Origin of the sequence: Acetobacterium bakii, from assembly GCF_001263355.1 — a bacterium.
Lineage (GTDB): Bacteria > Bacillota > Clostridia > Eubacteriales > Eubacteriaceae > Acetobacterium > Acetobacterium bakii.
Window position 1 is genome coordinate 56,072 of sequence record NZ_LGYO01000027.1, and the last position, 22,421, is coordinate 78,492.

20 protein-coding genes are annotated in these 22,421 nt (G+C 38.4%); 15 read left to right on the forward strand and 5 right to left on the reverse strand.

The genetic code is table 11. The annotated features are described in order from the left end of the window. Window positions 1–145: 145 nt before the first annotated feature. A complete protein-coding gene (locus AKG39_RS11180) occupies window positions 146–1,021 on the forward strand; it encodes an SPFH domain-containing protein (protein WP_050740482.1) in 876 nt (291 codons plus the stop codon). 36 nt (window positions 1,022–1,057) lie between these two features. Here AKG39_RS11180 and AKG39_RS11185 read toward each other — a convergent pair whose 3' ends face one another. Then, entirely contained in the window at window positions 1,058–1,627 is a 570-nt protein-coding gene (locus AKG39_RS11185; protein WP_050740483.1) for a GGDEF domain-containing protein, read from the reverse strand. A gap of 239 nt (window positions 1,628–1,866) precedes the next feature. Between AKG39_RS11185 and AKG39_RS11190 the strand changes: the two genes are divergently transcribed. The 12 genes from AKG39_RS11190 to AKG39_RS11245 all read left to right on the forward strand — a co-directional run bounded on the left by AKG39_RS11190 (window position 1,867) and on the right by AKG39_RS11245 (window position 15,140). Continuing rightward, the gene (locus tag AKG39_RS11190; protein WP_050740484.1) at window positions 1,867–2,286 is read left to right on the forward strand and encodes a GNAT family N-acetyltransferase; all 420 of its coding nucleotides are present in this window, start codon (window positions 1,867–1,869) and stop codon (window positions 2,284–2,286) included. Between the two features lie 18 nt (window positions 2,287–2,304). Next, window positions 2,305–2,577 carry a GNAT family N-acetyltransferase gene (locus AKG39_RS11195; protein WP_050740485.1) on the forward strand — a complete coding sequence of 91 codons (273 nt, stop codon included), beginning with the start codon at window positions 2,305–2,307 and terminating at the stop codon, window positions 2,575–2,577. A gap of 53 nt (window positions 2,578–2,630) precedes the next feature. Then, window positions 2,631–5,465, forward strand: coding sequence for a bifunctional diguanylate cyclase/phosphodiesterase (locus AKG39_RS11200; protein ID WP_050740486.1), 2,835 nt, complete (start codon window positions 2,631–2,633; stop codon window positions 5,463–5,465). A 319-nt stretch (window positions 5,466–5,784) separates the two neighbouring features. Then, window positions 5,785–6,480 (forward strand): hypothetical protein, encoded by a 696-nt coding sequence (locus tag AKG39_RS11205; protein ID WP_050740487.1) that lies wholly within the window; start codon window positions 5,785–5,787, stop codon window positions 6,478–6,480. A gap of 100 nt (window positions 6,481–6,580) precedes the next feature. Continuing rightward, window positions 6,581–6,913: a hypothetical protein gene (locus AKG39_RS11210; protein WP_050740488.1), complete on the forward strand. Its 333-nt coding sequence runs from the start codon at window positions 6,581–6,583 to the stop codon at window positions 6,911–6,913. A 365-nt stretch (window positions 6,914–7,278) separates the two neighbouring features. Beyond that, window positions 7,279–7,923 carry an ethanolamine utilization microcompartment protein EutL gene (gene eutL / locus AKG39_RS11215; RefSeq protein ID WP_050740489.1) on the forward strand — a complete coding sequence of 215 codons (645 nt, stop codon included), beginning with the start codon at window positions 7,279–7,281 and terminating at the stop codon, window positions 7,921–7,923. A gap of 405 nt (window positions 7,924–8,328) precedes the next feature. After that, window positions 8,329–9,408, forward strand: a complete 1,080-nt coding sequence (locus tag AKG39_RS11220) for a hypothetical protein (protein ID WP_050740490.1) — start codon at window positions 8,329–8,331, stop codon at window positions 9,406–9,408. Between the two features lie 41 nt (window positions 9,409–9,449). Then, window positions 9,450–10,196, forward strand: coding sequence for an alpha/beta fold hydrolase (locus AKG39_RS11225; RefSeq protein ID WP_050740491.1), 747 nt, complete (start codon window positions 9,450–9,452; stop codon window positions 10,194–10,196). 241 nt (window positions 10,197–10,437) lie between these two features. Then, entirely contained in the window at window positions 10,438–12,837 is a 2,400-nt protein-coding gene (locus AKG39_RS11230; protein ID WP_160316174.1) for a putative bifunctional diguanylate cyclase/phosphodiesterase, read from the forward strand. 108 nt (window positions 12,838–12,945) lie between these two features. After that, window positions 12,946–13,215: a type II toxin-antitoxin system Phd/YefM family antitoxin gene (locus AKG39_RS11235; RefSeq protein WP_050740493.1), complete on the forward strand. Its 270-nt coding sequence runs from the start codon at window positions 12,946–12,948 to the stop codon at window positions 13,213–13,215. Between the two features lie 288 nt (window positions 13,216–13,503). Next, a complete protein-coding gene (locus AKG39_RS11240; RefSeq protein ID WP_050740494.1) occupies window positions 13,504–14,430 on the forward strand; it encodes an EFR1 family ferrodoxin in 927 nt (308 codons plus the stop codon). 149 nt (window positions 14,431–14,579) lie between these two features. After that, window positions 14,580–15,140, forward strand: coding sequence for a hypothetical protein (locus tag AKG39_RS11245; RefSeq protein ID WP_050740495.1), 561 nt, complete (start codon window positions 14,580–14,582; stop codon window positions 15,138–15,140). A 261-nt stretch (window positions 15,141–15,401) separates the two neighbouring features. Here AKG39_RS11245 and AKG39_RS11250 read toward each other — a convergent pair whose 3' ends face one another. Then, window positions 15,402–17,261: an ABC transporter ATP-binding protein gene (locus tag AKG39_RS11250; protein ID WP_050740496.1), complete on the reverse strand. Its 1,860-nt coding sequence runs from the start codon at window positions 17,259–17,261 to the stop codon at window positions 15,402–15,404. 252 nt (window positions 17,262–17,513) lie between these two features. On the opposite strand from AKG39_RS11250, the gene AKG39_RS11255 reads away from it, so the two are divergent. Together AKG39_RS11255 and AKG39_RS11260 are read left to right on the forward strand one after the other, a co-directional pair. Continuing rightward, window positions 17,514–18,329 carry a hypothetical protein gene (locus AKG39_RS11255; protein WP_050740497.1) on the forward strand — a complete coding sequence of 272 codons (816 nt, stop codon included), beginning with the start codon at window positions 17,514–17,516 and terminating at the stop codon, window positions 18,327–18,329. A 273-nt stretch (window positions 18,330–18,602) separates the two neighbouring features. Next, window positions 18,603–19,151 carry a hypothetical protein gene (locus AKG39_RS11260; RefSeq protein ID WP_050740498.1) on the forward strand — a complete coding sequence of 183 codons (549 nt, stop codon included), beginning with the start codon at window positions 18,603–18,605 and terminating at the stop codon, window positions 19,149–19,151. 226 nt (window positions 19,152–19,377) lie between these two features. On the opposite strand, the gene AKG39_RS11265 is transcribed toward AKG39_RS11260, so the two are convergent. From AKG39_RS11265 to accC, 3 genes are read right to left on the reverse strand one after another with little or no spacing between them, the layout of a single operon-like run. Next, window positions 19,378–20,175, reverse strand: coding sequence for an acetyl-CoA carboxylase carboxyltransferase subunit alpha (locus tag AKG39_RS11265; protein WP_050740499.1), 798 nt, complete (start codon window positions 20,173–20,175; stop codon window positions 19,378–19,380). After that, a complete protein-coding gene (gene accD / locus AKG39_RS11270) occupies window positions 20,162–21,046 on the reverse strand; it encodes an acetyl-CoA carboxylase, carboxyltransferase subunit beta (RefSeq protein ID WP_050740571.1) in 885 nt (294 codons plus the stop codon). The genes AKG39_RS11265 and accD overlap by 14 nt, the downstream gene beginning before the upstream one ends. 17 nt (window positions 21,047–21,063) lie before the next feature. Continuing rightward, window positions 21,064–22,416: an acetyl-CoA carboxylase biotin carboxylase subunit gene (accC, locus tag AKG39_RS11275; RefSeq protein ID WP_050740500.1), complete on the reverse strand. Its 1,353-nt coding sequence runs from the start codon at window positions 22,414–22,416 to the stop codon at window positions 21,064–21,066. Window positions 22,417–22,421: the final 5 nt, after the last annotated feature.

Genomic DNA, 22,421 nt, shown 5'->3' on the forward strand with positions numbered 1-22,421 from the left:
AGTTGAATCTGCAGAACACCATTTTATCATACTAATTATTAACGAATAAAATTTTCTGTTAAATATCAGAAAATTAGGATATACTGTTAAAAGAAGCGTGGTTGTTATTTAGAAATCAACACCAATCATTGAAAAGGAGAAAAGAATGTATTTTTTATCAGGATTATTAATCATTGTTATCATTGCCATCGTTATTTTTTTCGCCGGTATTCGTATTGTCAGACCCACAAGTCGGGGCCTCATTGAAACACTTGGGAAGTATACAAAATTTGCAGAACCGGGTTTTCACTGGGTTATGCCGCTGGTCCAGAGACTCTTTGTGGTGAATGTCACCGAGCAAATGTTTAATGCGGAACCTCAGGTTATTATTACCAATGATAATCTTAATGCAACGGTGGACGCCCAGGTTTACTTTAAGGTCAAAGCTGACGAAGAAAGTGTTAAAAATTCGGTATACAATGTCAATAATTACAAAGTGCAGATTATCAATCTGGCCAGAACCACACTGCGTAATATCATCGGAACCCTGACGTTGAAATCCGCCAACAGCGAAAGAAGCCGGATTAATACGGACTTACTGGTTACCTTAAAAGAAGAAACTGACAAGTGGGGAATTGATATTGTACGAACCGAATTGAGAGAAATAGATCCGCCCCAGGATGTCCAGGAAACCATGAACAAGGTAGTTAAAGCGGAAAATGAAAAAGTCGCTGCCATAGACTTTGCCACCGCCGCCGAAACAACTGCGGATGGAATTAAGCGGGCTGAAATAAAAAAGGCGGAAGGAATCAGACAAGGAAGAATTCTTGCGGCAGAAGGCGAGGCCCAGGCCATTAAGCTTGTCAATGAAGCCGCTGAAATGTATTTTGTGGGAAATGCTCAACTATTAAGACAATTGCAAGCAACCGAGACTGCACTGAAAAGTAATTCGAAAATCGTCGTGCCTTCCAATACCCAGTTAATCAATGTGATTGGTGAAATGGCCGGAGTGCTTCCGATTAAAGAACAAACCATGGAGTAAATGCATAAAAAAAGGCATCAATGCTGATGCCTTTTTTTATGCTGATTTTTTCGCTTTGATTAAATTTACCTCCGCGGCCTTAATAAAATCCTCAAGACTTTCACCAGCTTTCTGCTTAATACTGCTAGTGACGGTTATACTGATATTATCTTCAAGGAAATGTTGTTGAATTGCCTGTTGAATGCGCTGAGAAATGTTCTGAGCCACACTTTCGGAAGTGCTTGAAAATATGATCATAAATTCCTCGCCTGTGTATCGTCCAACAAGATCAGTGTCTCTGACGTTGCTTTGGATGATTTGAGCCACATCTTTCAAAATGATATCACAATAAAGATAACCTTTGGTATCGTTGATTTTTTTAAAACCTTCGAACTCAAATAAGGCAATTGATATGGGCTTATTTAATATCGAACTACGGTTAATTTCCATAATTAAATGTTTGAGCAAGTTTCTGATGTTTCTTAGTTTTGTTAATCTGTTAGGATCAGATAATTTTTCATTTGCAATTAAATATTGTTCATTATCAGCTAATAACTGATGATTTAATAATCGTAATTCTTCAATTGTTTCAATCAGCTGTTCCTTTGAATAACTTTCATAATTCATAACGATCCTCCATTTCTGCTTTACGCGTGATTAAAAACACAATGCATTGAAAACCATGAAGTCGTTTATATTTTTTAATAAATTCTATAATCTGATTCTATCACTAATCTTTACATTGTCAAATAGTATAATAAAAAAAGAATTGATATGATTGTCCCTGAAATATGTTAAAATAATAGAAGAAAAAAAAGAATAAATAGTGAAATTACCTAAGGATAATAAATAAACGGAGGATTAAAATGTCAGATAGCTACACCATCAGTGATGATAAAACTAAACTACAGCTTGACGAAATTAAAAAGCTTATGGAACAGACATACTGGGCAAAAAAACGAACTAAAGAAATTTGTGCAAAGGCCATCGAACATTCCACTTGTTATGGGGTTTATGATCAAAACGACTTACAGATTGGATTTGCACGGGTACTGACCGACTATACAACCACCTTTTATCTTTGCGATGTCATCATTGACAAGGAACACCGGGGAAAAGGACTTGGGAAGCGGCTTGTTAAATATATTAGCGAAGACGAGGATTTCATGGAGTTATACGGACTTTTAGTCACTTCCAACGCCCATCGATTCTATGAGCCACTGGGTTTTAAAAGAGATAGCAGAATTTTCATGCACAAGCCGGTAAGAAGAATACCAAAAATTTAAACAGGTTAGGAGAATCTAATGGAAAATATAAAAAGGGGCATAAATAAATTTTATATGGGTGACGATGAAATGGCTCCCATAGCAGAAATTAACTTTTGTCTTCACGGAGATAAAGAAATATCGATTGATTATGTATATGTTTCAAATGCTCTGAGAAAACAGGGGATCGGTAAGAAACTAGTTGACGCTGTGGTGGCATATGCCCGGGTCGAAAAAAGAAGAATCATCCCAATTTGTTCTTATGCCGAGAAAATATTAACGGAGAGCAATGACTATGCGGATGTTTTGTAAATAAATGCATTTAAAAAAATGAGTGACAGCCAAGATTACTTCAAGAGGTGAATATGAAATTACGAACTAAAACAGCGCTTATTATTTTACTGGTCTTCCTGCTCTTTTCCATATTAATTTTAAGCGCTCAATCTCTGGTGGTTATTCCGAAATTTGAAAGAGTAAACATTGAAAAGGCCTTCAATGAGAATGAGCAGGGTTTGAAAATCATTGATGATGAACTCAAAAACATGTCAATTATTGTGAATGACTATGCAGTTTGGGATGATACTCTGGCTTACACAGAACTGGCTAATACGGAATATGTCAATAGAAATTACACAAAAGAAAGTTTGACCAATCTGGATATGTCATTTGTTGGAATTTATGATACGGATGGCTTTCTTTTTTCTTTCAATACCTTCGCTGATCTTCAGGAGGGAGATCTATTAAAAGAAGAATTGCTTAAACTTAACGTGGCTCAAGGTGATGCAATCAATGGATTTATTACAGTCGGGGATCGCACATACATGTTTGCTTCACAGAAGATTTCATCAACTGACCGATCCGTAAGTTCTCAAGATCATTTCATTTTAATCAGAAACTATTCGGATTATCTGAAGAATCAACTTAGAGACATTTCCGGGGCAACCTTATCCATTGATGAATTTTCGGCTATGAACAGTGAAGAAAAACAAAATATTGAAAGTCTGTACACAAAACAAAGCCAGGTGGGGAAAGAGTCCGTTTTGTCAGAGAAAACAGTTTATGAAATGCCGACAAAAGACGTTATTGTTGCCTATACTCAGTTGTATAACATCAATGGCCAGGCCTTTGGGGTATTAAAGTCAAACACTGACGGTTCAATCATCCTTGAAAGCAGGAATCTGGTTCGTCAAACGGGGATATTTCTAACAATTCTCGGGTTAACCCTGGCTTTGATTATGGCACTGTTTATTAATCATTCCATTATTAAACCGATCAATCAATTAAAAACAGGACTGAATCTCATTTTGGCAAAAGGTAATAACTCTGAACTCATAAAGGATTCTTCCATTGCTTTGAGACACGATGAAATCGGTGACTTAACCAGAGATTTTATTACCGTTAGTCAAGATATAAAAGACGCTCGGGAAGAAAGTGAGCACATTAATGCTCAGCTTGAAAACAGGGTTCAAAAGAGAACCCAGGAATTGGAATCAGCCAATAAGGAACTCATCCTCTATGGGGAATCCTTTGAAGAAACAAGTGAAGGCATTGTTATAACCGATTCCACCGGTACCATTATCAAGTGTAATAAATCACTTGAAAGAATATCCGGTTATACGCAAAACGAAATTATTGGCCAAAAACCGAGATTGTTCAAATCGGGACGGCACAAACGTAATTTTTATAAAGATCTCTGGCATTCCCTAATCAATGAGGATAAGTGGGAAGGCGAATTATGGAATAAAAAAAAGGATGGCCGAATCTTTCCAATATTTTTGATGATTGACGCCATTAAGAATGATGCCGGAAAAACCACCCATTATGTTGGAATTATTTCTGATATGACAGCAAAAAAATCCATGGAGATACAGCTTGAAAAAATGGCCTATTATGATTCATTAACCGGATTGGCAAATCGCGCTTTATTTTATGAACATTTTCAGGAAACGATTTTAAGAGCAAACCGTTATAATTACAAAGCAGCGATTCTTTATATTGATCTGGATGGATTTAAGTTAGTGAATGATACCTTTGGCCATGCTAATGGAGATTTATTGCTGGTGGAAATCGGAAATCGCATTAAGCATCGTATTCGAAAATCAGATCTGGTTTCCAGACTGGGTTCTGATGAATATATGGTAGTGCTGGAGCGGATTAAAGACAAAAAAAGCGTTCTTAAAATAGCGAATGATTTATTGCTGGAAATAGCCAAAGATTTTATTATATCCGGAGAAACAATCAGTGTAAGTGGGAGTATCGGCATTGCTATATTTCCAGATGATGGGGATACTCTTGAAAAAATCTTGATAAAAGCGGATTCAGCCATGTACGCATCAAAATCAAATGGAAAAAACGCCTATGCCTTTGCAAAAGAAGATGAAGAACAATTCATAGTTCCAAAAATCATCATGATTAATCGCTTGAAAAAAGCAAGTGAAAACTCAGAATTTCATTTAGTCTATCAGCCACAGATTAAAATCGATTCCTATGGAACACGTATTTTCGGAGCGGAAGCTTTGATTCGATGGACTGACGAAAATGGACAGATATTGATGCCCGATGATTTTATTCAGATTGCAGAAGAAACCGGACTGATTATCCCCATTGGCCAATGGGTGATTGAGGAAGCCTGCAAAACCATTGCCGAACTTAATAAATTGAATAAAAAGATCCATATCAGTGTGAACGTGTCGATTATCCAGTTTAAATCAAAAAACCTCATAGCAGTTATAAAATCAGCCATTGAGGAAAATCAAATTGATCCTCAATATTTATTTATTGAAATTACCGAAAGTATTTTTGCAAAAGATGAGTCTGCAGTGATATCAATAATTAAAGAATTGAAGTCTCTTGGTGTTAAAATTGTGCTGGATGATTTTGGAACCGGTTATTCGTCGCTTAGTATTGTCAGTAAATTACCCTTTGATATTTTAAAAGTCGATAAGGCCTTTGCCCAGAATTCCGGACTGCAAGAGGAAAAAAGTTTAGCCAGCATCATCATTTCTATGGCAGAAGCAATGAACATGGAATCCATTATTGAAGGGGTTGAAACCCGAGAACAGGTTGACTATTTTTTAAAAAAGGGACGGGCTATTTTTCAAGGCTTTTATTTTAGTAAACCCCTTGGAAAAGAGAGCTTTATGAATTTTTTAAATGATGAAACAGCATACCTGGAAATGCATCGAAAACCCAGTATATAATTTTATACTCATCACAAACTGGGGGTTTCGAAATAGCATAGGATTTCTCTGATATTCTGGGAGATATCCTGTAACAATACCTGCTCATTGATTGGAATAACATCCATCATTAACGATACCGATTTTTCATTCAGATTATATTATTTATACTTCCAATGATTAAGTTTATTTTGCAATAAAATGGGAATAAAACAATTATTGAAACTAAAAATCCGATAAAGAAGGTGACAAGCCACTATAAGGAAAAATACTATTGACTAAAAGAAAATTTGGCTAAGTGGATCAGAGGTCCGATGCAATGAAAGACAGGAGATAATTAATGATGGTTAAGGCTAGATTAAGACCGATTGCCGTATGTATAAGCGTCTTGGTTGGAATGCTTGGTTTTTTTTCAGGGTGTACTAATGATGATAATGCTAATGCAAATGTAAGTAGCAGTGATAATGCAAATGCTAAAACGGATATAATTGCCAATGCAGATGGAAGTAGCAACGAGAATACAAATGTTAAAACGGACGTAATTGCCAAGGCAGATACAATTCCGGAAAACGTTATAAAGAATGATCCTTATGGTTTTTATAATAAAGTACAGTTAAATCAGACAAAAGACGAGGTTGATTCCACGTTGGACCTTAATACTAAAGTCGATATTAGTGAAAATGCCTATGTTTATACGGATGAAATAACCGGTTATGGTGTATCTGTAAGTTATAATAGTGCTAATCAGGTAATATCAAAAACTATAGCTTATCCGAAAAATGCTGATATTGCCTCTTTGAGTAATGCAAAGGTCACCGAAGATCAGGTGGCAGTGATTGCTGAAGGGATGACATATAATGATGTTAAAAATTTGTTGGGAAGCGATGGCGTTGAAGTAAGCCGAATGCAGAACACCGAATTAAACAATGAACCCACTTACATTCGGATGTGGATTAATGAAGATGAAACTGCGATTATGGTCGCATTTGTTGGAAATGATGAAATTGTTTACAAGGCAAAGTTTCTCACAAAATAATTTTGATGGAATTTAAGGGGTAAAGGCATATGAATGGGTTTTTATCCCTGATACGATAAACGTTGATGTCACAGGATCCTAAATCCACAGAGGTGAAAAATTGAAAAGAGCAAGAAAACAGACCATCCCATCCATACCTTATTTGATTATTACCGCTGCTATCTTTTATATATTACCGACATTGGAAAAAGGCACGAATTTTTTTATGCTCATATTAGCATTGGGAATTCCCGTCTTTTGTTTTGTTTCCGCATTATTATATGGCTTTAAAAATGGATTTCACATATTTTACCCGCTTATAATTGGGCTTCTTTTTTTACCAACGCTTTTTTATTCGGTTCAGGGGTCCGCATTCTTCTATGTAATGATTTACGGAGCTGTGGCATTTGCGGGTATTCACCTGGGCAGCCTGATTGCCGCCCGTGAAAGCTAGGAATTAATATTTTTTTTCGGGAACTGACTTAGAATAGTCATTCGCTCTGAGATCCTAAATACAGATATTGACTGATCGATCATTACTGTTTAATGCTGTTTTTTTATATTTACGAAAGCTTACAAAGATGTTATTATGAACAGAATAACATCTTAAACTGTAGACAAAATAGAAAAGTTAGTCCTATGGATAATGGTAACATCAGTTGTCTGCATCATGGCGAACAGGCGACAGCCTGTCCGATCATGCAGCAGTCAACGATTTACCATTGTCCATAGGACGGGTTTATCGACAAACGCAGATGTTATTATGAACATAATAACATCATTGATTTAAATAATAATTCAGATAAGGGGATGACTGTCATGACTGGAGATAGAATAAAATGCAACATTGTTTATAGCAAGCTGTTGACTGACGTTGAGGATATTATGATAACAGAATTTGATTTACCGGAAGGGTCCATTGATATCGGAGTCTTCACGACTCAATATGACGGAGTTGGCTATTGTGCCGCAGACGAAGCGACCAAGGCGGCAAATGTCGAAGTTGTTTACATCAAGACTCTTTATGGTGCAGGAGCCGGGCTTAATGATGGTCAGGTTTTTGGTGTCATTAGCGGACCAACTGTTTCGGACGTAGAAAGCGGATTACGCTATATTCGTGACTATGCAGAAACCAAAGCAAGTATTTACAGCGTTAATGATGACGATTCCAATCTCATCTATGCTCAATTGGTTCCAAAAATCGGAAAATATTTTTCTAAAACCTATGGATTACCCATTGGAGCATCCATTGCCTTTTTATTTGCACCGGCTCTTGAGGGGATTATTGGTATCGATGAAGCGTTAACAGTGGCGGATGTTGAAGTTGTCAAATTTTTTGGTCCCCCAACCAACTCGAATCTAAGTGGTGTTATTGTCACTGGTACCCAATCCAATTGCAAAACGGCGTGTGAAGGGTTCAAAAAAGCGATTATGGATTGCGTTAAGGATCCTGTTGATTATTGATGCGATGCTTATAAAAAAATCTCGAAATTTTTATTTCGAGATTTTTTTATTTCCAATTCATTATAGAAAATTATTTCCCTAAAAGTAGTTGAATTCTAATAAAACTATGCTATATGCAATCACTCAAAAAATTTATTTTCAATCAAAAATAACATTGCGGCGTGTTAACAGAATAAGAAAAGCACAATAATAAAAAATATAAGCTCTGAAAGTATCCCTATCAAACGCTTTAAGTGATATAATATAATAAATAAAAAACTTTGTGTATGATCAGGTCAGAGTGAGCGCTTATTTCCAAACATATTGGAAGCTCAGTGATGACAAGGTTTGCATAAAGTTTGAATCATAGATTTAAAACATAACTAAGCCTTGAGTATTTAGCAAGGAGAAAAAGGAGTAAAGAACATGACTCATTTAATGAATACAACCGTAAAACACAATTATTTTGGCGAAGGTAAGGTTATCAGGCATTCTCAGGATCATATCACCGTTTTGTTTGGCACAGATGAAAAGGAATTCGTCTATCCGGATGCCTTTAAAAATTATTTGAGTATTCAAGATGCTGCTATTTCGGAAATAATCAATAAGGAAATAAAGGAAAAGGAAAAATTAACTCATGCTAAAGAAGAAAAGGCGGAGCAGGTGGATCCATTTATTATAACTTTGGAATCCTCATCGTCAAAATCCCTTAATCACCACCGGGAAACAAAGAAAAAAGCTGATATTAACCATCATATTGCATTTAAATGTAATTATTGTGATGGTGGTAAATCCTCCACTCAGATTGGTTATGATGGAGTTTGTAGCGATGAAATAATCAAATATAATATTGATAAAAAACACTATGTATGGTGCAGTGATGAAGATAGTCCCTGTAGAAGATATTACGAAGAACTGATCACAAGAACTGAATTGGATGCATCAATGGGAAGCTTCGATGAGAATGCATTTGTCTGTTATGAAAGTCAAATGCTGAATAATTGGAAAGCCGCGGCGGGGGTCATACAAACAGGGAAAAACCGAGGGAAACCGTTAAAATTAAAAGGTGTGGAACGTAATAGTCTGGCAATTCTCACAACAAGGTTGCCAAGTTCAAAAGAAAAGGATCGAATTATTTTCGGCGCTTTTTTAGTGGATGAAACTTTTGAAGGGGACGATTCAAAGGAAGGTTTTGTATCAGCTAAGTCAGAGTATAAAATCAAGCTATCATTGACTGAAGCTCAGGAGTTCAAATATTGGAATTATTACTTCAATCCAAATAAACCGGAAACCATTCGCATGGGTTCCGGTCTCTTCCGATATTTGAGTGATGTTCAGGCAACTCAGGTTTTACGTGATTTGGTTAAATTAAAAGAAAACACACCTGAAGAAGCTTCATCTAAATTATTTTTAGAGCATTTCTGTCGAATAAACGGCATCCATTTAGATGATATTCCAAAAGAACTGTCAGGTGGACTGCTTCAGCAAGAAAAAAATTCTAAGTAATTGATTATAAACCGTGCAGAATGATAGATTAGAGGATAACAATGGATTTTAAATATTTTGGTAATCAGGATAAACCGGTGATTCTGTTTCTTCATGGGGGTGGTTTGTCATGGTGGTCCTGGAAACCTCAGATCGAAGCACTTCAACATGATTTTTTTGTTGTTGCTGCCATTATCGAGGGACATGGGGAGGCTGCGGGGACACCCTTTATAAGCATCCAAGAATCCGCAAAAAACCTTATTGAAAACATCAATAAGCAATATGGCGGCCGGATTTTCGCAATCTGTGGTCTTTCCATCGGTGCTCAAATCCTTGTGGAGGTTCTGGCCCAAAAACCAGATATTACAGAATATGCCGTGATTGAAAGTGCGTTGGTTATTCCAATGAAAACAACGGTAGCTCTTACCGTACCGCTTTATGAACTGTTCTATGGGCTTATTAAAAAAAGATGGGTAGCCAAACTTCAAGGGAAAGCCCTGAATATCCCAGATGATTTATTTGAAAGTTATTTTGAGGATAGTTCCCGAATGACCAAAAATTCTCTCGTGAATATCACCAGAAGTAATGGAAATTTTCCCATTCCGGTGGGGCTGAATAAAACAAAAGCTAAAGCATTGATTCTGGTAGGGGAGAAAGAACTGGGGATCATGAAAAATTCTGCCAAAATTCTCCATGAGACTATTCCCAAAAGTCGGTTAGTGATTAATGAGAAAAGCGGTCATGGTGAAATCAGTTTAAAAGCTTCGGGAAAGTATTTGTCCCTTTTGTTCGAATTGTTTCATTCTTGAATATCGCCAAAATTAGTATGATAATTTATCATTAGATATCAAATTAGGGCTATTTTAATGAATTCAAAAATGCTATAATTATTCAGTAATCGCTTCAAATTATTTAAAAAGGATCCTGGGCATTCAATTTATTTGATTGCCCTATTATATAGAGGTGCAATTTTTGGCAAGCATAATAATTATTTTTTTATTCATTATTAGTGTAATGTTTTTAGGTTTCCGTTACTATAGTTTTAATAATATGAAACCCTCAGAAAATCGAAAAAACTTGATTACTAAAATATCAAGACAAAAGATCTACCGCTATTTATCCTTTGCAACGATTGGCGGCGGATTATTAAACATTATTGTCCTTTATTTTTTTGCTGAAAATCCTGATCTCGCAAATGTAATGATGCTGAGCTTTGCGCTTTTTTTCTTTAGCCTTGTGATTTATTTAGTACAACATTTGAAATTGAAAGAACATACAATTGATATTATTTGTGTGGGTATGATTGCCTTACTAATTCCTACAATAACCCTTCACTTCATTGAATCTGGCAGCGTTACGGTTTGGGCTTTTCCCTTCATATTAATTACTGCATTTATAATTTTCAATCGAAAAATTTTGCTTATAATAGTAGCCACATCTACTATTATAACTCAATGTGTGGTATGGATTTTTGCCCCGGTTGTTTATGTTAGATTGGATGGTATTGACTATTGTGTGAGAATCGGACTTTTCTGTATCGCCATTTGTCTGATCTATTATTTAAACAAACTTTTTGTCATGCGATTAAACGACACCGCTTACAAAGTAAAACTGCAAGAGCTGATTACTCAGATTTCAACGATTTGTGTTAAGACGAATCAAAATAATTTCGAAGAAGATATTGTTTATTTATTGAAAATGAGCTGTGAGTTTTTCTCATTGGATCGCAGCTATATTTGCATGTTTGATCATGGGAAAAATACCTTTTCCACGATTCAGGAATATTGCCGGGAAGGAATTGAATCGGGAAAGGACCACTTCCAAAAGATAGCCATTGATAAATCCCATTTGCGCATGGAGAAAATGCTAAACAACGAACTGTTTATTGTTTCTGATATGCAGGAGCTTCCTGTATTTGCAAACGAGGGAATGCATGAGTTGAGAATCGACCGTATAAAATCTCAAATCATGACGCCAATTCTCAGTCAGGAAAAGGTCATTGGATTTTGGGGCTTCGATTCAGAAACCGGTATCATTAACTGGCAGAATGACCATATCAACTTTATTAAAATCGTTGCCAATATTCTGGGTGATACCATAACACGTCTTGATTCGGAAAAAGAAATCAATTTCATGGCACATTTTGATCATATCACCAAGCTTCCCAACCGCAACCTATTTACAAATTATGTGTATTTTAATATTATTAAACTTGAATTCACAGATAATATACTCGGAATTATTTTTCTTGATCTGGATTCTTTTAAAACGGTTAACGATACGGTTGGCCATGGTATGGGCGATGAGCTTTTATTTATGGTAGGTCAAAAATTAAAAAGTGTTCTGAAGAAAGCTGATATTGTATCACGTTTTAGTAGTGATGAGTTTTTAATTATGATTAATGATCTTACTGATGAAGATGAAATAGTTAAAATTACAAAAGATATAATGGGTTTGTTTTATGAGCCCTTTATGCTTAAAGGGCAGGAGTTTTTTATGACTGCCAGTGCTGGTATGGCTCTTTATCCAAAGGATGGGGAAGATGCAGAAACACTGATTATGAATGCGGATATTGCCAAGTTTAAAGCAAAAGACAATGGTCGAAACCAATATCTTCTTTGTACGGATGAAATTAAAAGTGAGATCAACAAAGAAAAAGAATTGATCAATTCTTTATATCGTGCCATGGAAAATGACGAGATTTTTCTCGTTTACCAACCCCAGGTATCATTGCATACCGAAAAAATTACAGGGGTTGAGAGTCTATTGCGATGGAATCATCCCAAACTTGGATTGATTTCACCAAGTGTAATTATACCTCTGGCTGAGCAAACCGGACTAATCAATCCTATTGGGGAGTGGGTTCTTGAATCTGCCTGCGCTCAGAACAAAGCCTGGCAGGATATGGGCATCCCTCCAATTCAAATGGCGGTGAATATTTCCGCCAGTCAATTTAAAAATCCTCAGTTTATCGATCAGGTAGAAGTGATCTTAAAAAAAACCGGTCTAAATCCCGAATTTCTGGAAATCGAAATCACTGAAAATATTGCAATTCTGGAACTCAATGAAATTATCGGAAAACTTAATGGCCTTAAAGCTCTTGGTATCTCCATTGCCATTGATGATTTTGGAACTGAGTATTCTTCACTTGGCCGTTTAAAAATGCTGCCCATTCATCGTTTGAAAATGGACAAACAATTTGTGGATGGTATCGGTCACAATCATAAGGATCAGGCCATCGCTAACGCCATCATTCAGCTTGGTAAAAGCCTGGGTTTATCGGTGGTTGCAGAAGGTGTGGAATATGAAGACCAAATTGCCTTTTTGAAGACCTCTGAATGCGATTTAATCCAAGGATATTTCTATTACAAACCACTGGGCGTCACTGAGCTTGAAAAGATTTTGATAAGTGGCTGTGATTTATCAAATTTTAATTCCACCCTTAACTGAACCAAGGATCAGATGAATTTAAAAGCCGGGAATCGATTTCAAAAGCTATTGTTAACACTTCAGAATTATTGTATAATAATAACAGAATAATTTATATGAGGTGATGATTTGATCATTAAATCTTCCACAACCCTAAGAAATGATTATGAAAAAATTTCTGCTATGGCGCATCAATCCGAAGAACCAATTTATATTATTAAAAATGGTGAAGGTGATCTTGTTGTTATGAGCATTGAGGCTTTTGAAAAGCGAGATGACGATTTAAGAATGCGTTCGAAATTAGTAATCGATGAAACATCAAGACAAATCGATTCAAAAACATTATCACTGGATGAAGCCATGCAACATCTTGAAGATAAACTAAATGCCAACGGTTAGGGGTTCACTCCTTGACCATTGATTAGAGAACTATTAAATGCAAAATGAACCAGCACAATTTTTGTTGTGACTGGTTTTTTTGTTAAAATTAAATATTAAAATCTTTGCATTTGTTATATAATCACTCTAGTATGCTGATAAAGTTAATTGAAAAAAATAAAAAGGGATTTAAAAAAGTCCATTGCATTATAAAGTTTTAATTTAATGGGGGTAAATATAAACGGATCAAAAAAGAATGCTTGCACGCAATAATCAAAAAAGGAAATCCAGAAATTGAGGTGTCAGAATATGGATTATAAGAAAGTTAATCTTGTTTATTTCTCGGGTACCGGCGGAACAGCAAAGGTTGTTGACGCTTTTGAGAAAGCCTTTTTGAATCATTCCATTGATATCGAACGCACTGAATTAAACAGAAAATACGAACCCGCATCACTGGGAGATTTATTGGTGGTGCTTTTCCCGGTTTATGCATTTAATGCCCCTACGCCCATTGATGAATGGATTAAAGAAGTGCCAATGGGACAAGGGAGACCTGCAGCGGTTATTTCGGTTTCCGGAGGCGGGGAGATTTCGCCCAACACCGCATGCCGGGTGGGAACCATTCGTCGTCTTAAGCGAAAAGGGTATCATGTGGTGTACGAAAAAATGTTTGTGATGCCGTCTAATTTTTTAGTTAAATATGACGATAGTCTGTGCGCAATGATGCTGCGGGCGGCACCCGAAGTTGCTGAAAAAGCCGTGACTGAGCTCCTGGAAGGGGTTCAACGTCGAACCATACCATACGGGATTGATCGTTTAGCTTCGATGTTGGGCTTTTGGGAAAAGAAAGGCAGCAAGATTTTCGGCAAACACCTCTCGGTCAAAGACAACTGTATCGGATGTTCCTGGTGTGAGACGCATTGTCCTCGGGAAAATATCAGACTGTATAATTCAAGACCTGTCTTTGGCAATGATTGTGTTTTATGCCTGAGATGCGTTTATGGTTGTCCTCAGCAAGCTATTATCCCTGGTATTGGAAAATTCATGGTCGTAAACGGTGGTTTTAATATCAGTAAAATAGAAATCCGAATGAAGCATGTCACAGTTTTTCCACGCATAGAGGATGTTGCGAAAGGTCCGATGTTAAAAGGTGTGAGAGACTATTTAATGGAAAGTTCAAACAACGCAGAAAGTACACAGGAAAAATCTTTGCTGGAGACGCACACAAAGATTTAACTGAGATTTTATTGGTATTTTGGCCGCCATTGTAATAGTTAATTTAAAAAGATGATTGATAATTAATAATAAATACTGTAAAATAAAAGTAACAAGATAATCGAAAATGTAACAGTCTTATTTACCATGGGAAGAGGGAGGAAATTCATATGTTTAAAAAAAGCAAACATTCGACATCTGTCCAAAATTTGCAAGAACCCATTGACAGCACATCATTGCCTGAAGCTGTCAATATCTGGAAAGTGCCTCGAAATTGGGGGGAATGCGCGATTAAACCACAAATGTCCGGACTTGCAATATTGGCACTTCCTGGGTTTGGACAGTATGTAAAACATCTGATCAAAGCCGCAGATCGCCATGATGTTGATATGTTAGGGAATAACGTGCTCATTGGTGTTCTCAGAGTAGTTAAATTTCAGATGGATCAATGGTCGAGTGCGCTTAATCTGGAAACCGAGGTGAGTGAGATGTTTGATCTTGTCATTACCCGAAAAGATGCAGATTTTCAAACCCTAATTAATGCTCTCAGTTATTTTGGTGCCAGTGGCTTTGCCATGGGCGATGCTCTTGTAGAACTTCTCCAGGAAGATTTGCCTGATATGATTATACCGGATATTCGGGAAGGAAAATTTGACAGGCTTTATTTAGATAAAAATCATGATACAACCCCAAGCATAAGAATCAATTCAGGCGGTGTGATCCTGGAATGATCTATTAGCAAATTTTAAAGAGGAGAAGTCATACTATGGCATCTCCTCTGAGACTGGGTACAAATGATAAAGCAGTACCGACAATTATTACATCGTGTTGTGTGCATCAAGGCGAACAGTCGACAGACTGTACGAATTGCGAGCACACAACTGATTAATAATTGGTCGGTACGGTAGGTTAGTCGAAAACAAAAAAAGGAGAAGCCATAATACGGCTTCTCCTCTTTTGTTTAAGCAGTATATATTCCTAATTCGATGAATTTAGTCAAGATCCAGAGGCGGCATTGTCGGTTCGATTTCTACGATTAATGGGGATATAATTGGTTCGCTTTCCAATAATTCGATGGGGGTCTGGGCAATGCTTCGCTGAAGAAGAAAGTCCTGGAAAAGGCCGCTTGCCTCAGCCAGTGTTTTAAAATCCCCTTCCTGAACAATTTCACCTTCGTCAAAGACCAATATACGATCCGTATTGTTTAAGGTTGTCAGTCGATGGGCGATGGTGATGACGGTTTTATTTTTGAAAATGCGTTCAATATTATGCTGAATAATAGCTTCATTGGTATTATCCAATGCGGATGTGGCTTCATCAAAAATAATAAGCTCTGGGTCTTGAAGCATGACCCGGGCAAGAGCCAGCCGTTGACGCTGACCGCCACTTAAATTGTTGCCGTTTTCTGATACAATGCCATCAAATCCGCCAAGACTTTCAATTATTTCCTCATAGATATGAGCATTTCTAGCCGCCTCGATCATTTCATCTTCGGATATACTGCGACGGGAACCATATACGATATTGTCTTTAATGGTCCCTGAAAAAATAAATGGTTTTTGAGCCACATAGGCAACCTTAGCCGCCAGTTCCTGGCGAGACACATCTCTGAGATTTTTGTTGAATAAACCGACTTCCCCAGAATAATTATGGACTAATTTCAATAAAATATGTATTAAAGTAGTTTTGCCGCCTCCGGATGCACCCACGATTCCGATACTTTCACCGTTTGTAATAATTAAATCCTCAATATTTAAAACAGGTATCTCCGGGTTATCATAATTAAATGACAGATTTTTAATGGAAACAGCACAGTCACGTCCTTCAAGAATCCAGGAATCGGTTTTATGCTTCATAAAAGACCGATCAATAGGCTGATTCAATATTTCAAAAAGATCATTGACCTGAATAGCACTTTCAGAGGCCTCATCAAGAATTCGGTGAATTTCCCGTAAAGGTGCGATGATACTGTTAAACAGAATGGCATAAACCAGAATGTCTCCTCGGGAAATCATGTTTAAGGATGCCATATAGATAGCCACAACAATGACCACAATGGTAAAAATACCTTCGTTAAGGGATTTGGCAGAGTCATAAAGAGCCATATTGATATGGTGCTTTATTTCCGTCAAACGCCGTCTCTCGGTGCTTTTTTCAATTTTGGATACTTCATAGCCATTGGTATTCATGACGTGAATGGTTTCAATGCCGCCAAGCATTTCAACGACTTTACCGTCAACTTCTTCTTTATTTCTCAGCAGCGCCACCCGAATTCCCTTTTGGGAAGAGACTTGTTTAACAATGATGTACAACCCGGTTGGAATAACAAGAATCATCACCGAAGCAATGAGAGGCTTTTGCAAAAAGGCAATGCCAATGGCAGCCACCGCTGTAAAGAAAACCGGCATAAAGTCCTGAAATGTAAGTTTAATGAGATGCACTAATCCCTCAATGGATCGAAAAATCCGCCCATATAATGAACCGATCTTTTGCTGGTAGAGATAACCGCCAATGTCAGCTTTCAGAAGTTTGTCAATGACATGTACGGTTTGTTCTTTGTCGGTTTGGGTGGCAATATTTTCAATAAAAAACTTTCGGATCACCGTCAATATTTCCCGAAGAATGATGACCACCAAAAGAAGAAGGACAAAGGGAACAACAACAGAAAACAAAATTTCGTCGGTACCAAGTGTATCGACCAGTCTCCCTAATATAATGGCGGGACCATTGGCTAAAATACCTGTTAGCAACATTAGGAAGGTTGCTAAATAGAGTGTTCTTCGATTTTTCTTCCGAATTAAACTAATAGCTCTTTTGACTCCTAAAAGTATTTCTTTAAATACAGTATTCATATATTTCTCCTTTGGAATAAAGTGGTAAATGGAATTGAGACGATTCAATATAAACAATCCCAAAAAATTAAAAAAGAGTGCCGCTTTTTCTAAAGTGGCAGGGTTCAACCCCGATAGAAAGATAAACTCCATAGCTATAGTATAATCGATCTAAACAAAGGTTACAAGGGCAAAATTAAACCAGCATTATTTGAAATTGACACCCGATAAATTGTAACGTACAATACTACTTATAAAACAATGGAGGATTAAATGAATAAAGATGAATTAATAGGGTTGGCCTCTGATTTTTTGGAAGCATCAGAAGATAACGATATCGAGACCCGGGATATTAAAATATTTGATACGCCTATTTTTGGATTCGCCGACACAAATGATGTCTATTTTACAAAGCTGAAAGATCCTAAAGCAATTGGCAGCCATTTTAAACTGCCTAAAGAATGGCTGTCATCCTCAAAAACCGTGATCTCATTTTTTTTGCCATTCACTGAAGCAGTCAAAGAAAGTAACCACCAAGAAAAAAAATGGCCTTCCCCGGAATGGCTAATAGCACGTATTGAGGGTCAGCAATTAATTAATTCACTTTCAAAATATTTGCAGAGTCAGTTAATCAATGAAAATTGTGCCAGTATTATTCCATCTCTTGATGAGCGATTTTGGAGCAAAACGAAAAATACAGATTCTACAAACCGGGATCAGCCCACTTTCACAAGCAACTGGTCTGAACGGCATGTTGCTTATGTTTGTGGCCTTGGCACTTTTGGACTGTCAAAAGGACTGATTACTAGAAAAGGGATTGCCGGACGGTTTGGCAGTATTGTAACAGAGTTGAAGATTGAGCCTTGTATTAGAGAGTATGAAGATATCTATGAAAACTGCTCGAAATGGAGTGCCTGTATCAAGCAATGTCCGGTGAAGGCAATCTCCTTTGAAAAGGGGAAGAACCATAGTATTTGCAGCGACTTTTTAGCGGTGACTGCTGATAAATTCAAACCCCGATACGGTTGCGGGAAATGTCAGGTTAATGTACCCTGTGAAAGCGGTATTCCATCTAAATCGTCTTTGTAAGTATAACTTGGAATTATGTCGAACACCTCAGATATGACTTTATCGATCTATAAAATAATTTTATATAAATCTAAAATCGATTGCAATATTCAATGAAAAAGTATAGAATTCATTTATGCATTAATTTGAAAACGATTAATTGTATTGAATGACTACTTTTGTAATTAGCTGACCAAAAACTTCAGTGATTTGGAATTCAATTCCATTTTCAGGGACATTGTCATAGAGCAAATGACGCTTAAATCTGAGGCGATAATCAATAAGGAGAAGGAAATGATCGGCGAGAAATATGGGGATTTTAGAAAAGTTAAAGAAATTATAGATTTTACATACCCGGGTATAACACTTTTGCTTCGAGATACCAATCTTTGCGCGCTGGACTCAAAGTATGAAGTGGGCATGATTCTAAGAGAATTCGGATTTGTGGATGCCAGCCTGCATCGAGGGGGGATGGTTACCACCCATCGCATGGCAATTTTATCAAACCATTACGCGGACCTTCAGGCCTATGAACACGGAACCAATTGGGGCCTGTGCGTTCTGGATCATATGTCCCATTATAAGGTTTTAGACCGGTATTCCATCGGCGATAAAACACAGATTATTCTCTTGCATCTTCCGGAAAACGGTTGGGAAGTCTTTGATGAGGTCCAAACCAATGTTGATGAAGAAGTGGTGAAAATCGTTCGTAATGCTTTCGAAAAAACTCTTTCACTGCCGCCGGTACCCGAACTAACCTCAGACATATGGCTCAAGCGATGCGCCTTTCCAGTCGGAATGACTGAATCCGGCGACTATTTTCCCATAGAAGATCAAAAATAAATATCGATAAAATATAAAGGTGCAACCAGGAATGCGTTTTACCTGAGACTATCGGAAAAAATACAAGTAAGTCCCGTGGGCAATCGTAACATCAGTTGTCTGCATCATGGCGAACGGGCGACAGCCTGTACGATCATGCAGCAGACTACGATTTACCATTGTCCACGGGACGTGCTTTACAGCAAAAGAAGGTGCAGCCGATTCTCGGTGCACCTTTTTTGTATTTCTATTTTGTTGTTTCTATTTGATCAAAGGCCCCAAACTTGCGAAAGCGTTCGTAACGCAATTGGGTGAGTTGTTCGTGGGGGAGAGACTGGTTCTTTTTAAAGGTTTTGTAGAGGTTGATGATCAGTTCACGGTACAGGAGGGTAAAATCCCGATGCGTTTCCGGAACAATCTTATCGATGACCTCTAATTCCAGCAAATCCTGAGCCGTTAATTTTAAACAATTAGCGGCTTCTTTGGTTTTAGAAGAATCCTTCCAGAGAATACTGGCACATCCTTCGGGTGAAATCACTGAGTAGATGGCGTTTTCAAGCATCCATACTTCGTCGGCAACACCCAGAGCCAGAGCACCACCGCTGCCGCCTTCGCCGATGATAATCGAGATAATGGGGACCTTCAGGGTCATCATTTCCATTAGGTTCTTGGCAATAGCCTGTCCCTGACCCCGTTCCTCAGCACCAATGCCGCAAAAGGCTCCAGAGGTATCAATAATACAGACGATGGGACGATTGAATTTCTCGGCCAGCTGCATCTGTCTCAGCGCCTTTCGATAACCTTCGGGATGAGAGGATCCGAAATTGCGTTTCACCCGGGATTTCGTGTTTTTCCCCCGTTCTTGGGCAATTACCGTCACCGGCATGTCCATGAGAAAACCCAAACCGGTGATCATGGCGGCATCATCCCCAAAACAGCGGTCACCATGAAGCTCAATAAAATTGGTGAATAGATTTTCAATATAGTCAATTCCGGTGGGGCGTGTTTTTTTTCTGGCTAGCGCAACGCGTTTATATGCTTCCATTGGTTTTACCGCCTTTTAGTACGGAGTGGAGGATTAATAGCTTATTCAATGTTTCTTTGTGTAGGTTTCGGGGGATAATCCCATCAATAAACCCTTTTTCAAGTAAAAACTCGGCTCTTTGAAAACCTTTGGGAAGTCGCTGACGAATGGTCTGTTCAATGACCCGGGGGCCGGCAAAGGCGATCAGGGCTTCGGGTTCGGCTAAAATAATATCAGCTTCCATGGCAAAACTGGCGGTGACGCCGCCGGTGGTGGGGTCGGTGAGCACGGCAATATAAAGATTACCGGCATCGCTGTGTCGTTTGACGCCGCCACTGGTTTTGGCCATTTGCATAAGTGCCAGCATGCCTTCCTGCATCCGAGCGCCTCCGGAAACCGTAAAGCCGATCACCGGAAGATGTTTCTCAGTAGCGTATTCGAAAATCTGAGTGATTTTTTCGCCCACCACTTGACCCATGCTGCCCATCATAAACGAAGATTCCATGACAAAGATTCCCACATCCATGCCATTAATCTGGCATACCCCGGAAACAACGCCTTCCTTTTCATGACTGAAAAGGGTGGCTTGTTCCAGTTTCTCAGTATATCCTGGAAAGTCCAGGCGGTTAACTGAAGTATTATCTTTGAAGTGTTCAATAAAGGTTCCTGAATCACAGATCATGCTTAATCGCTGTCTGGCATTAATTCGGAAATGATAACCGCATTTGGAACAGATATGGAAATTTTTCTCCAGATCGCTGGTGAAGCTCATATTTTTACAGGAAGGACAGCTTCGACATAATTCCTGGGGAATGGCAGGATTAGTTTTTCGTTTAAAACGACTGCTGGTTTCCAATTCATTTTTCGGTTTTTTAAAAAGAACTTTATTCATCATTTAAAACTGCCTTTCTATTCGGATATGGTCTTATCGAAAGCAACTTCCATAAAATCGGTATAATAATCGCCTTTAACAAAAAGTTCATTGCTTAAAATATCCAGTTGAACCTGACTGGTATGTTCAATGCCTTCAATGACCAATTCGCACAAAGCCGCCTTCATTTTTCGAATGGTCAGCTCCCGTGTTTTGGAGTGGACAATGAGTTTCCCGACCAGTGAATCATAATAGGGGGGAATGGCATAGCCTTGGTACAATAGAGTGTCAAATCGCACCCAGGGGCCTCCTGGCACATGCAGAAAGGATATGGTGCCGCAGTTGGGTCTGAAATCCAAAAGTGGATTTTCAGCATTAATCCGACACTCAATAGCATGTCCCTGGATATGAACATCATCCTGAGTAAAAGTAAGGGCCAGTCCTGAAGCAATTCGAATCTGCCATTTGACAATGTCAATGCCGGTGACCATTTCGGTAATTGGGTGTTCCACCTGTAAACGGGTATTCATTTCCATAAAATAGTAATTTCCCTGGGTATCGAGCAAAAACTCAATGGTTCCGGCATTTTTATAGCCAATAGCCTTGGCGGCCTTAGCCGAAACAGCCATCATAGACTGTCTTGTTTCTTCGGTCAGGGAAGGGGAGGGACTTTCCTCCAGCAGCTTCTGGTTTTTACGCTGGATGGAACATTCCCGTTCCCCCAGGGTTACGACGTTGCCGTGATGGTCACAGAGAAGCTGAACTTCAATGTGCTTTACCCGGGTGAGAAATTTTTCCAGATAGACGGCGCCGTCGCTAAAAGCGTTTTGGGCTTCCTGCCGGGCCATGTGAAATTCATTTAAAAAAGCTTCGGAACGTTCAACCAAACGGATACCTTTGCCGCCACCGCCTGAACGAGCTTTTACCAAAAGCGGATAGCCAATGGCATCCGCTCGTTTCTGAGCTTCATCTGGGTCATCAATAATATCCGTGCCGGGAACAATGGGAACCCCGGCGGCTTCCATTGTGGAACGAGCCTGATCCTTGTCACCCATTTTTTCGATGAGGTCCCAGGAAGGGCCGATAAACGCAATTTCGCACTGAGCGCACAGTCGTGCAAATTTTGGGTTCTCGGAAAGGAGACCGTAACCGGGATGGATGGCTTCGGCGCCGGTCAGAACCGCTGCGGATAAAATCGCCGATATGTTAAGATAACTATCGGTAACCGGAGCAGGTCCAATACAAATACTCTCATCGGCCAGACTCACATGAAGACTGCTTTCATCGGCCTCGGAGAAAACAGCCACAGTAGCGATACCCATTTCTTTACAAGCCCGGATAATCCGTAGGGCAATTTCACCACGATTGGCAATTAGTATTTTTGAAAACAAGTGAA